The sequence below is a fragment of the Bacteroides caccae genome, from assembly GCF_002222615.2.
Taxonomy (GTDB): domain Bacteria; phylum Bacteroidota; class Bacteroidia; order Bacteroidales; family Bacteroidaceae; genus Bacteroides; species Bacteroides caccae.
Map to the genome: position 1 here is coordinate 1,192,475 of NZ_CP022412.2, position 14,114 is coordinate 1,206,588.

At 43.7% G+C, this 14,114-nt stretch carries 14 protein-coding genes; 12 read left to right on the forward strand and 2 right to left on the reverse strand.

Annotated features, from left to right (window positions below; translation table 11 throughout):
- Positions 1-7 precede the first annotated feature (7 nt).
- From CGC64_RS04570 to CGC64_RS04595, 6 genes are all read left to right on the forward strand, one after another.
- A complete protein-coding gene (locus tag CGC64_RS04570; protein ID WP_005679211.1) occupies positions 8-1,078 on the forward strand; it encodes a tetratricopeptide repeat protein in 1,071 nt (356 codons plus the stop codon).
- Between the two features lie 70 nt (positions 1,079-1,148).
- Positions 1,149-3,041, forward strand: coding sequence for a biosynthetic arginine decarboxylase (gene speA, locus CGC64_RS04575; RefSeq protein ID WP_005679213.1), 1,893 nt, complete (start codon positions 1,149-1,151; stop codon positions 3,039-3,041).
- Between the two features lie 2 nt (positions 3,042-3,043).
- Positions 3,044-3,817 (forward strand): acetylglutamate kinase, encoded by a 774-nt coding sequence (argB, locus tag CGC64_RS04580; protein WP_005679215.1) that lies wholly within the window; start codon positions 3,044-3,046, stop codon positions 3,815-3,817.
- 61 nt (positions 3,818-3,878) lie between these two features.
- Positions 3,879-4,388, forward strand: a complete 510-nt coding sequence (locus CGC64_RS04585; protein ID WP_005679217.1) for an RNA polymerase sigma factor — start codon at positions 3,879-3,881, stop codon at positions 4,386-4,388.
- On the forward strand, positions 4,378-4,857 hold the full coding sequence (locus tag CGC64_RS04590) for a hypothetical protein (RefSeq protein WP_005679218.1): 480 nt from the start codon (positions 4,378-4,380) through the stop codon (positions 4,855-4,857). Before CGC64_RS04585 ends, CGC64_RS04590 begins: the two co-directional genes overlap by 11 nt.
- A gap of 211 nt (positions 4,858-5,068) precedes the next feature.
- Positions 5,069-5,773, forward strand: coding sequence for a YgjP family zinc-dependent metalloprotease (locus CGC64_RS04595; RefSeq protein WP_005679219.1), 705 nt, complete (start codon positions 5,069-5,071; stop codon positions 5,771-5,773).
- A gap of 33 nt (positions 5,774-5,806) precedes the next feature.
- Here the strand turns inward: CGC64_RS04595 and CGC64_RS04600 are convergent, their stop codons facing one another.
- Entirely contained in the window at positions 5,807-6,202 is a 396-nt protein-coding gene (locus CGC64_RS04600; RefSeq protein WP_005679220.1) for a hypothetical protein, read from the reverse strand.
- Between the two features lie 172 nt (positions 6,203-6,374).
- On the opposite strand from CGC64_RS04600, the gene rimP reads away from it, so the two are divergent.
- The 3 genes from rimP to infB are packed head-to-tail and all read left to right on the forward strand — an operon-like array spanning position 6,375 to position 11,305.
- Positions 6,375-6,842, forward strand: a complete 468-nt coding sequence (gene rimP, locus CGC64_RS04605) for a ribosome assembly cofactor RimP (protein ID WP_005679221.1) — start codon at positions 6,375-6,377, stop codon at positions 6,840-6,842.
- A gap of 2 nt (positions 6,843-6,844) precedes the next feature.
- A complete protein-coding gene (gene nusA, locus CGC64_RS04610; RefSeq protein WP_005679222.1) occupies positions 6,845-8,137 on the forward strand; it encodes a transcription termination factor NusA in 1,293 nt (430 codons plus the stop codon).
- 54 nt (positions 8,138-8,191) lie between these two features.
- Complete coding sequence (gene infB, locus CGC64_RS04615; RefSeq protein ID WP_005679223.1) at positions 8,192-11,305, forward strand: translation initiation factor IF-2; 3,114 nt, start codon at positions 8,192-8,194, stop codon at positions 11,303-11,305.
- A gap of 11 nt (positions 11,306-11,316) precedes the next feature.
- On the opposite strand, the gene CGC64_RS19410 is transcribed toward infB, so the two are convergent.
- Positions 11,317-11,445, reverse strand: a complete 129-nt coding sequence (locus CGC64_RS19410) for a Loki-CTERM sorting domain-containing protein (protein ID WP_445534804.1) — start codon at positions 11,443-11,445, stop codon at positions 11,317-11,319.
- Between CGC64_RS19410 and CGC64_RS04620 the strand changes: the two genes are divergently transcribed.
- Genes CGC64_RS04620 through sufC form a run of 3 tightly spaced genes read left to right on the forward strand, consistent with a single transcriptional unit; the run spans position 11,384 to position 14,114 of the window.
- Positions 11,384-11,914, forward strand: a complete 531-nt coding sequence (locus CGC64_RS04620; protein ID WP_005679225.1) for a CvpA family protein — start codon at positions 11,384-11,386, stop codon at positions 11,912-11,914. The two genes, CGC64_RS19410 and CGC64_RS04620, sit on opposite strands and share 62 nt — an antisense overlap.
- Positions 11,892-13,346, forward strand: coding sequence for a Fe-S cluster assembly protein SufB (gene sufB / locus CGC64_RS04625; RefSeq protein WP_005679226.1), 1,455 nt, complete (start codon positions 11,892-11,894; stop codon positions 13,344-13,346). The genes CGC64_RS04620 and sufB overlap by 23 nt, the downstream gene beginning before the upstream one ends.
- A 15-nt stretch (positions 13,347-13,361) precedes the next feature.
- Positions 13,362-14,114 carry a Fe-S cluster assembly ATPase SufC gene (gene sufC, locus CGC64_RS04630; protein WP_005679227.1) on the forward strand — a complete coding sequence of 251 codons (753 nt, stop codon included), beginning with the start codon at positions 13,362-13,364 and terminating at the stop codon, positions 14,112-14,114.

A 14,114-nucleotide genomic window follows, 5' to 3' on the forward strand; every position in this document is an offset into this window, starting at 1 on the left:
AAAGCGTATGAAATACACACTTGAAATACAAAAACTGCTGTTGCAGGCACAGAATAAAAACCTGCATCCCCGTGAGAAAGCTAATTTGTTGAAAGAGGCTATCCGCATCGCTGATGAAAACGAAGATGTGGAATGGGCAACGGAAATGAGGCTGGACCTCATTTATGAACTGAACCTTCTCTCGGCGGACACTGAGGAGATTGCCGTGTTCTCTAAGATTCTGGATGATTATGAGAATCATAAGGATGTAATCAAGGAGGATGATCTGCTGTGGAAGTATAAATGGATATGGTCTTCGACTTTTGATATTCCGGAGATTCCAATGGAACAGGTGGAAGCGGTAGGGGAGGATTATAAGACCCGTATCTTGCGGAACGGATATTCTTTGCGGAGTTTTTATCAGCGCTGGTCGGTGGAATGCACATGGATGAGGCAGTATGACAAGGCAAAGGAATATATTGATAAGATGCTGGCGGAGAAAATGGACGACCAGTCGTGTGAGGCTTGTGAACTGAACTTTATGTTGGATTATTATCTGGAAACGGGAAAGTTTGATGAGGCTTATAGCCGGGCGCAGCCATTGATTAACAAACAGGTGACTTGCTATGAAGCTAACCTGCGTGCTTACCTGAAGCTTGCTTATTATGCACAAAAAGCGGGTAAGCCGGATATTGCTGCCGATATGTGTACACGTGCCGAAGAAGCGTTGGCCGGAAGAGAGAAGGACGAGTATCTGTTGCTCTATATGGGGCTGTTTATCGCTTATTATTTAATGACGAATCCGGAGCGCGGCTGGGAGTATGCCGAACGGTGCATTGACTGGAGCCTGCGTACCAATACGTTGAAGAAATATCGTTTCTCCTGTGATATGGTGGAGGCCTTGAAGTATGAGATGCGTCCGGAGGTTCATCTGGCTTTGCCGGAGGAGTTCCCTCTTTACCGCGCGGACGGGGTTTACTCTGTCAGCGAATTACGCCGGTATTTCTATCAGCAGGCTGAAGAACTGGCACGGCGCTATGACGCCCGTAACGGAAACAGCGGATATATGGACCGACTGAAAGAAATAATGTCTAATTAATTGGCAACATGTAGATAAATCTGTATTTTTGCCGTCCAATTATTTACTAAAAACACTGAATTACAGAAAAATGAGAAAGTGGCGTATTGAAGATTCTGAGGAACTCTACAACATTACAGGTTGGGGAACCTCGTACTTTGGTATTAATGACAAAGGTCATGTTGTTGTTACACCGCGTAGAGATGGGGTAGCTGTTGATTTGAAAGAGTTGGTCGACGAGTTACAACTGAGAGATGTAGCGGCTCCCACGTTGGTGCGTTTTCCGGATATTCTGGATAATCGTATTGAAAAGATGTCGTCCTGCTTTAAACAGGCAGCCGAAGAATACGGTTATAAGGCGGAGAACTTTATTATCTATCCGATTAAGGTCAACCAGATGCGCCCTGTGGTGGAGGAGATTATCAGCCACGGAAAGAAATTCAATCTCGGACTGGAGGCGGGTTCTAAACCTGAACTGCATGCTGTGATTGCTGTTAATACGGATTCTGACTCATTGATTGTATGTAACGGCTATAAAGACGAGAGTTACATTGAACTGGCTTTGCTTGCCCAGAAAATGGGTAAACGTATCTTCCTTGTTGTGGAGAAGATGAATGAGCTGAAACTGATTGCAAAAATGGCGAAGCAGTTGAATGTGCAACCTAATATCGGTATTCGTATTAAACTGGCTTCTTCCGGTAGCGGAAAATGGGAAGAATCGGGTGGCGATGCCAGCAAATTCGGGCTGACTTCCAGTGAGTTGCTCGAAGCGCTCGATTTCATGGAAAGCAAGGGATTGAAAGATTGCCTGAAACTGATTCACTTCCATATCGGTAGTCAGGTGACGAAGATCCGTCGCATCAAGACCGCCTTGCGTGAGGCTTCACAGTTTTATGTCCAACTTCATGCTATGGGGTTCAAAGTGGAATTTGTGGATATCGGCGGCGGACTGGGAGTTGATTACGACGGAACCCGGTCGTCCAACAGCGAAGGCAGCGTGAACTATTCTATTCAGGAATATGTGAATGACTCGATTTCTACGTTGGTGGATGTCAGCGATAAGAATGGTATCCCGCACCCGAATATTATTACCGAAAGCGGACGCGCATTGACTGCACACCACTCTGTGCTTATCTTTGAAGTGTTGGAGACTGCCACTTTACCCGAATGGGATGATGAAGAAGTAATCGCTCCGGACGCACATGAACTGGTACAGGAATTATATGGCATTTGGGATTCGTTGAATCAGAATAAAATGTTGGAGGCATGGCATGATGCGCAACAGATTCGTGAGGAAGCGTTGGATTTGTTCAGTCACGGGATTGTCGACTTGAAAACCCGTGCACAGATTGAACGCCTGTACTGGTCGATCACACGTGAGATTAATCAGATTGCCGAAGGCCTGAAACATGCGCCTGACGAATTCCGAGGATTGTCCAAGCTGCTTGCGGATAAATATTTCTGTAACTTCTCACTGTTCCAATCGTTGCCGGATTCCTGGGCGATAGACCAGATATTCCCGATTATGCCTATTCAACGGCTGGATGAAAAACCGGACCGCTCGGCTACTTTGCAGGATATTACCTGTGACTCCGACGGTAAGATTGCGAACTTTATCTCTACCCGTAATGTAGCTCATTATCTGCCTGTACATAGCCTGAAGAAAACAGAACCTTATTATGTAGCTGTTTTCCTGGTAGGTGCTTATCAAGAGATTTTGGGGGATATGCACAACTTGTTCGGTGATACGAATGCAGTGCATGTCTCTGTGAACGAGAAAGGATATAATATCGAACAGATTATTGACGGAGAAACGGTGGCGGAAGTATTGGACTACGTGCAGTATAATCCGAAGAAGCTGGTTCGTACGCTCGAAACTTGGGTGACGAAATCAGTAAAGGAAGGCAAAATCTCTTTGGAAGAAGGAAAAGAATTCCTTTCCAACTACCGTTCGGGACTTTATGGATATACGTATTTAGAATAAAAATGAGAGAAAAACTAACTGTAATTAAGGTGGGTGGCAAAATCGTAGAAGAGGAAGCCACCCTTCGTCAGTTGTTAAACGACTTTGCCGCTATTGAAGGACATAAGGTGCTGGTGCACGGCGGAGGCCGTTCGGCTACAAAGATAGCCGCACAACTGGGAATTGAAAGCAAAATGGTCAATGGCCGCCGGATTACTGATGCGGAAACGTTGAGGGTAGTGACAATGGTGTATGGCGGTTTGGTGAATAAGAATATTGTTGCCGGGTTGCAGGCGTATGGTGTCAATGCGCTGGGATTGACCGGAGCGGATATGAACGTGATACGTTCGGTGAAACGTCCGGTGAAAGAAGTTGATTACGGTTTCGTCGGCGATGTGGAGAAGGTGGATGCTTCTCTGTTGTCTGACTTGATATACAAAGGTGTGGTGCCGGTTATGGCTCCGTTGACACACGACGGACAAGGGAATATGCTGAATACGAATGCGGATACTATTGCCGGAGAGACGGCAAAAGCCTTGTCGGGCCTGTTTGATGTGACATTGGTGTACTGTTTCGAGAAAAAAGGTGTACTGCGTGATGAGAATGATGACGATAGTGTAATTCCTCAGATTACCCGTGCGGAATTTGAACAATACGTAGCCGATGGCGTTATTCAAGGAGGTATGATTCCGAAATTGGAGAATTCTTTTGAAGCAATAAATGCCGGGGTGTCTGAAGTGATAATTACTTTAGCATCAGCGATTAACGGCAACGGAGGAACCCGGATAAAAAAATAATTCAAAAAAAAGTAGTGGGCGACTGTAACTTTTCGAATCCTAGCCCGTCATTATTATAGAGATGCAAGAAATCAGCTTCCGAAACGATATTTTGCCGTTGAAGGACAAACTCTTTCGATTGGCGCTCAGAATCACCCTGGATAGGGCAGAAGCCGAGGATGTCGTTCAGGACACCATGATAAGAGTGTGGAGCAAGCGTGATGAGTGGCCGCAATTTGAATCGGTTGAAGCCTATTGCCTGATAGTGGCAAAGAACCTTGCGATAGACCGGAGTCAGAAGAAAGAGGCTCAAAACGTGGAACTCACCCCCGAAATGGAGGAAGAACCTGATGCAAACAGTCCGTACGATCGGATGATTCATGATGAAAAAATGAACATCATCAATAGGTTGGTCAACGAACTTCCCGAAAAACAGCGGCTTATCATGCAACTGAGGGACATTGAAGGTGAAAGCTATAAAAAAATTGCAACCCTGCTGAATCTGACAGAGGAACAAGTCAAAGTGAATCTCTTCAGAGCCAGGCAAAAGGTAAAACAAAGGTATTTAGAAATTGACGAATATGGATTATAAGGATATAGAACAGCTCCTAGAGCGATACTGGCAATGTGAAACTTCCGTTGAGGAGGAATCAAGATTGCGTGACTTCTTCTCGAAAGAAGACGTACCGGCTCATTTGCTTCGCTATAAGAACTTGTTTGTTTATCAGCAGGTTCAGCAAGAAGTAGGGCTGGGTGAGGACTTTGATGCACGTATTCTGGCAGAAGTGGAGGTCCCGGTAGTGAAAGCAAAACGTCTGACACTGACGAGTCGCTTTATTCCTCTGTTCAAAGCCGCTGCCGTGATTGCAATCATTCTCGGATTGGGAAATGTGGCACAACATTCTTTCTCGGGAGATGATGGAAGTGTATTGGCCACAGATACCATTGGTAAACAAGTAACTGCACCGTCGGTCGCTATCTCGAACGATGTGAAAGCGGATCAGGTCTTGGCTGATAGCTTGGCGAAGATCAACCACAAGATGCAGGTTATTAATGAATAGACATTTTCATTTGCTTTAAACATATAATATAGTTAGTGTGCTTAATTAAAACAACATCGAAAGCGAAACTGTGAAGTTTTCAATTCTCTCAAATTTTTATAATGAAACTAACTAAATAAATGGGCTACCGCGAGATGCAGTAGCCCTTTTATGTTTCTAAGAGTGGAAGAATCTTTTTTTTATTACTTTTGTACCTGTTATTAGGAGACTTATGATGAAGGAAGCAATTATAGAAGATGAAGAACTTGGACGGTTAATAGTGCGTGTTAATTTGCGTGCTAAAAGTCTTGTCTTTCGTACAAAGAGTGATGCGGTATACGTTTCAGTCCCTTCCGGCACAACGATGAAAGAAGTAAAACGGGCGATTGAAGATTTACGTAGTAAGTTGCTGGCTTCTCGTCAACGATTGAATCGTCCGTTAATTGATTTGAATTATAAGATTGATGCAGAATATTTCAAGTTGTCTTTGGTGTCCGGAGAGAAAGAGCAGTTTCTGGCAAATTCCCGATTGGGATGTATGCAGATTATTTGTCCGCCAAATGCGGACTTTACTGATGAGAAATTGCAGAGTTGGCTACGAAAGGTGATTGAAGAATCGTTGAGGCGGAATGCAAAAAGTATTCTTCCTCCACGTTTAGACCGTCTTTCCAAACAATGCGGATTGCCCTATGCAAGCGTGAAGATAAATTCCAGTCAGGGGCGGTGGGGGAGTTGTTCGACAAAGAAGGATATTAATTTATCCTATTACCTCGTTTTGTTGCCTTCTTATTTGATTGATTATGTGCTTTTGCATGAACTATGTCATACCCGTGAGATGAATCATAGTGAACGTTTTTGGTCTCTACTGAATCAATTCACGGAAGGAAAAGCTCTTGCTCTACGGGGAGAACTGAAGAAATATCGGACAGAAATATAAAAGAGTTCCTTTGTCTTTATCTTGCTTTACCGTTTATTTCGCCAGTTGCTTAATTCCGTCTTCCTCTTTCTCAAACTGATAATTACCCCCTCTTTCGCTTAGGTCGAAAGTCGATACTAATTCAGTTTTGTTATCTACAATTAACAATGCACTCTGCTCGGCAAAACGACCGACTTCCACTGTATAAGGTTCTTCTATGATAGTCTTATTGGAAATGAGACTGTCGTTGACAAACAAAGAAATTGAATCGCCGGTAAAGCCTTTGACCAGACTAATCGTATATGTTTCGATAAAATGTCGTTCTTCCTGTTGCTTCTGTTGCAGTCGCATACTCATATAGATGAAAATCACTACGACAAAAATGACGGCAAAAGCGAGGATTCCATTGCCGACCATGAACTGTTTGTTGGTGTTGAGACGATGCGCCATAGTTGTTATTTTTTTTAATTGCGGCGTAAAGATACGAATATCGCACTGTTAATTCATACTTTTTTTCTTTAATGTTTTGTAGTCGAATAGATTATTTATATCTTTGCAACCGAAAACGGATGAAAGGTGGAGGGGCAATTAAGCTCCTTTTTTTGTTCTTAATAGCTAATAAATGATAGAAAAGAAAACTGTTTGTCAGATTGTTGAAGAGTGGCTGGAAGGAAAAGATTACTTTTTGGTAGAGGTAACTGTGAGCCCGGATGACAAAATTGTGGTCGAAATTGACCATGCAGAAGGCGTTTGGATTGAAGATTGCGTGGAGCTTAGCCGCTACATTGAATCGAAACTGAACCGTGAAGAGGAAGATTATGAACTGGAAGTAGGGTCGGCCGGTATAGGACAGCCCTTTAAAGTGCTGCAACAGTATTACATCCACATCGGACAAGAAGTGGAAGTGATGACCAAAGGCGGACAGAAACTGACCGGTATCCTAAAGGATGCCGATGAAGAGAAGTTTACGGTAACCGTACAAAAGAAGGTGAAACTCGAAGGATCCAAGCGACCAAAGCTGGTGGAAGAAGACGAAACCTTTACTTATGAGCAAATAAAATATACTAAATACTTAATTAGCTTTAAATAGTTATGGCCAAAAAAGAAGAAACAATCAGCTTGATTGATACATTTTCGGAATTTAAGGAACTGAAGAATATCGATAGAACGACAATGGTTAGTGTACTCGAGGAGTCGTTCCGTAGCGTAATCGCGAAAATGTTTGGCACCGATGAAAATTACGACGTGATCGTGAATCCGGATAAGGGGGATTTCGAGATATGGCGTAACCGTGAAGTTGTGGCCGATGAAGATTTGACTAACCCGAATATGCAGATTGCGTTGAGTGAGGCGCAGAAAATTGACGCTTCATACGAAGAAGGCGAAGAGGTGACTGATGAAGTTATCTTTGCGAAATTCGGTCGTCGTGCTATCCTGAACCTCCGCCAGACATTGGCTTCCAAGATTCTGGAACTGGAAAAAGACAGTATTTATAATAAATATATAGATAAGGTAGGTACAATTATCAATGCAGAAGTGTATCAGATCTGGAAAAAGGAAATGTTGCTTCTCGACGATGAAGGAAACGAACTGCTGCTGCCCAAGACCGAACAAATCCCGAGCGATTTTTATCGTAAAGGTGAAACGGCACGCGCAGTGGTTGCCCGCGTAGACAACAAGAATAATAATCCTAAGATTATCTTGTCACGTACTTCTCCCGTTTTCTTGCAACGTCTGTTTGAGATGGAAGTACCTGAAATAAATGATGGTCTGATAACTATCAAGAAGATTGCCCGCATCCCCGGCGAACGTGCCAAGATTGCGGTAGAATCTTATGATGACAGAATCGATCCCGTAGGAGCCTGTGTAGGTGTAAAGGGGAGTCGTATTCATGGCATCGTTCGTGAACTTCGCAATGAGAATATCGACGTAATTAACTATACATCGAATATTTCATTGTTTATACAGCGTGCTTTAAGCCCGGCGAAAATTTCTTCTATTCGTTTGAACGAGGAGGAGAAGAAAGCAGAGGTGTTCCTCAAACCGGAAGAAGTATCGCTGGCTATCGGTAAAGGCGGTTTGAATATCAAACTGGCCAGTATGTTAACTGAGTACACTATCGACGTGTTCCGTGAGTTGGATGAGAATGTAGCTGATGAAGATATCTATCTTGACGAGTTCAGAGACGAAATAGATGGTTGGGTGATTGATGCAATCAAGGCTATCGGTATTGATACGGCAAAAGCTGTGTTGAATGCTCCTCGTGAGATGTTGATTGAAAAGACGGACCTGGAAGAAGAGACAGTGGACGAGGTAATACGCATTTTGAAATCGGAGTTTGAAGAAGAAGAATCGGAAGAAGAACCGGAACAAGGACAAGAGTAATAGGCAATTACGATTGAGATTTTCTTCGCTCCATTTATTCATTAAATTTAAAATATGACGATAAGGTTAAACAAAGTTACAAGAGATTTGAATGTAGGAATCGCGACGGTAGTTGAGTTCCTGCAAAAGAAAGGGTATACCGTTGAGGCTAATCCTAATACAAAAATTAGCGAGGAGCAGTACGCTATACTCGTAAAAGAGTTTAGTACGGATAAGAACCTTAGACTTGAATCGGAGCGTTTCATTCAGGAACGTCAGAATAAGGATCGTAATAAGGCATCGGTTTCGATTGAAGGCTTCGAAAAGCAACAGGAAAAACCGAAGTCGGAAGATGTGATCAAGACAGTCGTACCTGAGGATGCACGTCCGAAGTTTAAACCTGTCGGTAAAATTGATTTGGATAAATTAAACGGTCGTAAAACTGATAAAGTAGAAAAGGAACCGGAACAGAAAAAGGAAACTGTGGTAGAACGTCCTGTGGTGGAACGTCCGATAGTAGCGGAACGCCCTGTCGTTGAACCGGAAGTGAAGAAAGAACCCGAAAAGAAAGAGCCTGAAGTAAAAAAGGAAGAGGTGGTGGCACCTGCTCCAACTCCGGCCGAACCTGTGGTGGTGAAACAACCGGAACCTGTAGCAGAACCGAAACCGGCAGAAGTTGAAAAAGTGGTAGTGGAAGAAGTGATTAAGGAAGAGCCGAAGAAGGTAGAAGCACCTGTGAAGGCAGAAGAACATAAAAAAGAAGAAAAGCCTGTGGAAGCAGTAGCATCGACAGAAGTCGTTTCGGAAGAAAAAGACGCTCCTAAGGAAGACGAGGTTTTCAAGATCCGTCAGCCGGAACTGGGAGCAAAGATTAATGTAATCGGTCAGATTGACCTTGCAGCATTGAATCAGTCAACTCGCCCTAAGAAGAAATCGAAGGAAGAGAAACGTCGTGAACGTGAAGAAAAAGAGAAAATCCGCCAGGATCAGAAGAAACTGATGAAGGAAGCGATTATCAAGGAAATCCGTAAAGATGATGCCAAACAGGCTAAGAGCGGACCGAAAGATAATGCGGATGCAGCCGGTAACAAGAAAAAACGGAATCGTATCAGCAAAGAGAAGGTGGATGTGAATAACGTTGCAACTTCCAACTTTGCAGCTCCAAGACCGAATGTGCAAGGCAAAGGCGGTAATAATAATGGTGGTAATAACCAAGGTAACAATAACAACAATAATAGAAGAAACAATAACAAGGATCGTTTCAAAAAGCCGGTTATCAAACAGGAAGTAAGTGAAGAAGATGTAGCAAAACAGGTAAAAGAAACCTTGGCTCGTCTGACCACTAAAGGTAAGAACAAGACTTCCAAGTACCGTAAGGAGAAACGTGAAATGGCTTCCAACCGTATGCAGGAACTGGAAGATCAGGAAATGGCAGACAGCAAAGTATTGAAGCTGACCGAATTTGTTACAGCTAATGAATTAGCTACAATGATGGACGTTTCTGTCAACCAGGTTATTGCTACTTGTATGAGTATTGGCATCATGGTTTCTATCAACCAGCGTCTGGATGCGGAAACAATCAATCTGGTGGCCGAAGAATTTGGTTTCAAGACCGAATATGTAAGTGCGGAAGTGGCACAGGCTATCGTGGAAGAAGAAGATGCTCCGGAAGATTTGCAGCCGCGTGCTCCGATTGTTACTGTAATGGGACATGTTGACCATGGTAAGACTTCATTGCTTGACTATATCCGTAAGGCGAATGTGATTGCCGGTGAAGCCGGAGGTATCACACAACATATCGGTGCATACAATGTGAAGTTGGAAGACGGTCGCCGTATTACATTCCTTGATACTCCGGGACATGAGGCGTTTACCGCTATGCGTGCCCGTGGTGCGAAAGTAACGGATATTGCGATTATTATTGTAGCGGCGGATGATAACGTGATGCCGCAGACAAAGGAGGCCATCAACCATGCAATGGCGGCGGGTGTACCTATTGTGTTTGCTATCAATAAGGTGGATAAACCGACTGCAAATCCGGATAAGATTAAAGAAGAATTGGCTGCTATGAATTACCTTGTTGAAGAATGGGGTGGTAAGTATCAGTCACAAGATATCTCTGCCAAGAAAGGTATGGGAGTGGAAGATTTGTTGGAAAAGGTATTGCTGGAAGCCGAAATGCTCGACTTGAAGGCAAACCCGAACCGTAACGCTACGGGATCTATTATCGAGTCTTCACTTGACAAGGGACGTGGTTATGTAGCTACGGTATTGGTATCTAACGGTACTTTGAAAGTCGGAGATATCGTATTGGCCGGAACTAGCTATGGTCGTGTGAAGGCTATGTTCAATGAACGTAATCAACGTATCAAAGAAGCGGGTCCTGCTGAACCGGCATTGATTCTGGGATTGAACGGTGCTCCTGCTGCCGGTGACACTTTCCATGTGGTAGAAAGCGACCAGGAAGCTCGTGAAATCACCAACAAACGTGAACAGTTGGCTCGTGAACAAGGCTTGCGTACGCAGAAGATTCTTACTTTGGATGAATTGGGTCGTCGTATCGCTTTGGGTAACTTCCAGGAATTGAATATTATCGTTAAGGGTGACGTGGATGGTTCTGTGGAAGCATTGAGCGACTCGTTGATCAAGTTGTCTACGGAACAAATTCAGGTAAATGTCATCCATAAGGGTGTGGGAGCAATTTCCGAATCGGATGTTTCTCTGGCCGCTGCTTCGGATGCGATTATCGTGGGATTCCAGGTACGTCCTTCAGGTGCTGCCGCTAAGATGGCTGAACAGGAAGGTGTCGATATCCGTAAGTACTCTGTCATCTACGATGCAATTGAAGAGGTGAAGTCTGCTATGGAAGGTATGTTGGCGCCGGAAGTGAAGGAGCAGGTGACTGCTACTATCGAAATCCGCGAGGTGTTCAATATCACGAAAGTAGGTTTGGTAGCCGGTGCAATGGTGAAAACCGGAAAGGTGAAACGAAGCGACAAGGCTCGTCTGATTCGCGACGGTATCGTAATCTTTACCGGGAATATCAATGCGCTGAAACGCTTCAAGGACGATGTGAAGGAAGTAGGTACAAACTTTGAGTGTGGTATCAGCTTAGTGAACTGCAACGACATGAAGGTAGGCGATATGATCGAGGCATTCGAAGAAATAGAAGTGAAACAGACATTATAATTTGTACTGAATTAAGAATAAACGGAGGCACAGAGTGAATTATAACTCCGTGCCTCTTTTTTCTTTTTATAGAGAAATATGGCAACGATTGATATTATTATCCTTATTATAATAGGTGCAGGCGCAATAGTAGGCTTTATGAAAGGCTTTATTCGTCAGTTGGCTTCTATACTGGGATTAATAGTCGGTTTGCTGGCGGCGAAGGCTTTGTATACCACTTTAGCGGAAAAGCTTTGTCCAACGGTGACTGATTCGATGACTGTTGCACAGGTATTGGCTTTTATTATCATCTGGATAGCCGTTCCACTGATATTCTTATTGGTGGCTTCGTTGCTGACAAAGGCAATGAAAGCGGTTTCGCTGGATTGGTTGAACCGTTGGCTCGGTTGTGTGCTGGGAGCACTTAAATTTCTATTGTTAACAAGTCTGGTGATTTGTCTGATAGAGTTTATGGATGGCGATAATAAGTTAATTAGTGCAACAAAAAAGAGCGAATCTTTGTTATATTATCCGATAGAAACGTTTGCGGGAATCTTTTTCCCTGCTGCTAAGAGTATGACGCAACAATATATATTAGAGAATAAAGATGCAACAAGAAGAACCCAATAAATATGTAAAGGAACTAACGCAGGAGAAGTACAAATATGGCTTCACCACGGAGGTGCATACAGACATCATTGAGCGTGGACTTAATGAGGATGTGATTCGTTTGATTTCATCGAAAAAGGACGAACCGGAGTGGTTGCTGGAGTTCCGATTGAAAGCGTACCGCCACTGGCTGACGCTGGAAATGCCCACATGGGCACATCTCCGTATTCCGGAGATTGATTATCAGGCTATTTCTTACTATGCTGATCCTACTAAGAAAAAGGAAGGGCCGAAGAGCATGGATGAGGTTGATCCTGAACTAATAAAGACCTTCAATAAGTTGGGAATTCCTTTGGAAGAACAAATGGCCTTGAGTGGAATGGCGGTTGATGCCGTAATGGACTCGGTTTCAGTAAAGACTACCTTCAAGGAAACATTAATGGAAAAAGGAATTATTTTCTGTTCGTTCAGCGAAGCGGTGCGTGAACATCCGGACTTGGTGAAGAAGTACCTTGGTTCGGTAGTCGGTTACCGTGATAATTTCTTTGCCGCATTGAACTCAGCTGTATTCTCCGACGGTTCTTTTGTGTATATTCCGAAGGGGGTGCGTTGTCCTATGGAGCTTTCTACTTATTTCCGTATCAATGCCCGTAACACGGGACAATTTGAACGTACGCTGATTGTGGCGGATGATGATTCGTATGTATCTTATCTGGAAGGATGTACGGCTCCGATGCGGGATGAGAATCAACTGCACGCTGCTATTGTAGAGATTATCGTGCATGACCGTGCAGAAGTGAAATACAGTACGGTTCAGAATTGGTATCCGGGAGATGCCGAAGGTAAAGGCGGTGTATACAATTTTGTGACGAAGCGAGGTAACTGCAAAGGAGTGGATAGTAAACTTTCCTGGACACAAGTGGAAACCGGTTCGGCGATTACCTGGAAATATCCTTCCTGTATCCTGACAGGTGATAATTCGACAGCAGAATTTTATTCTGTGGCTGTGACTAATAACTATCAGCAGGCGGATACAGGTACGAAGATGATTCATCTCGGTAAGAATACACGTAGTACAATTGTCAGCAAAGGTATTTCTGCCGGTCACAGCGAGAATTCGTATCGCGGACTGGTCCGTGTAGCGGAGAAAGCGGATAACGCCCGTAATTACAGCCAGTGTGACTCTTTGTTGTTGGGAGATAAGTGTGGTGCACATACTTTCCCATATATGGATATTCATAATGAGACAGCGGTAGTGGAACATGAAGCTACGACAAGCAAGATCAGTGAAGACCAGATTTTCTATTGCAACCAGCGCGGTATTCCGACAGAGGACGCTATCGGACTGATTGTGAACGGATATGCGAAAGAAGTATTGAATAAACTTCCAATGGAATTTGCGGTAGAAGCACAGAAGTTGCTTACTATCTCCTTGGAAGGAAGTGTAGGATAAAAAATAAAAGTGATTATGTTAGAAATAAAAGACCTGCATGCCAGCATTAATGGCAAAGAGATATTGAAAGGCATTAACCTGACGGTGAAACCGGGCGAAGTACATGCAATTATGGGACCGAATGGTTCCGGTAAGAGTACTTTGTCGTCGGTACTGGTGGGGAATCCGGCTTTTGAGGTAACGAAAGGTTCAATCACTTTTTATGGAAAGAATCTGTTGGAGTTGAGTCCGGAAGATCGTAGCCATGAAGGTATTTTCCTTAGTTTCCAGTATCCGGTGGAGATTCCGGGAGTGAGTATCGTAAACTTTATGCGTGCTGCCGTAAACGAACAACGCAAATACAAAGGTCTGCCTGCGCTGACTGCCAGCGAGTTCCTGAAACTGATGCGTGAGAAACGTGCGGTGGTTGAATTGGATAACAAATTGGCTAACCGTTCGGTAAACGAAGGTTTCTCCGGTGGTGAAAAGAAACGGAACGAGATTTTCCAAATGGCGATGTTGGAACCACGTTTAAGCATTCTTGACGAGACGGACTCCGGTCTGGATATAGATGCTCTTCGTATCGTTGCGGAAGGAGTGAACAAATTGAAAACTCCCGAAACAAGCACAATTGTTATCACTCACTATCAACGTCTGCTTGATTATATCAAACCGGATATCGTGCATGTTCTTTATAAAGGTCGTATCGTGAAAACTGCCGGACCGGAACTTGCTCTTGAACTGGAAGAAAAAGGATATGATTGGATAAAGAAAGAAGTAGGAGAATGA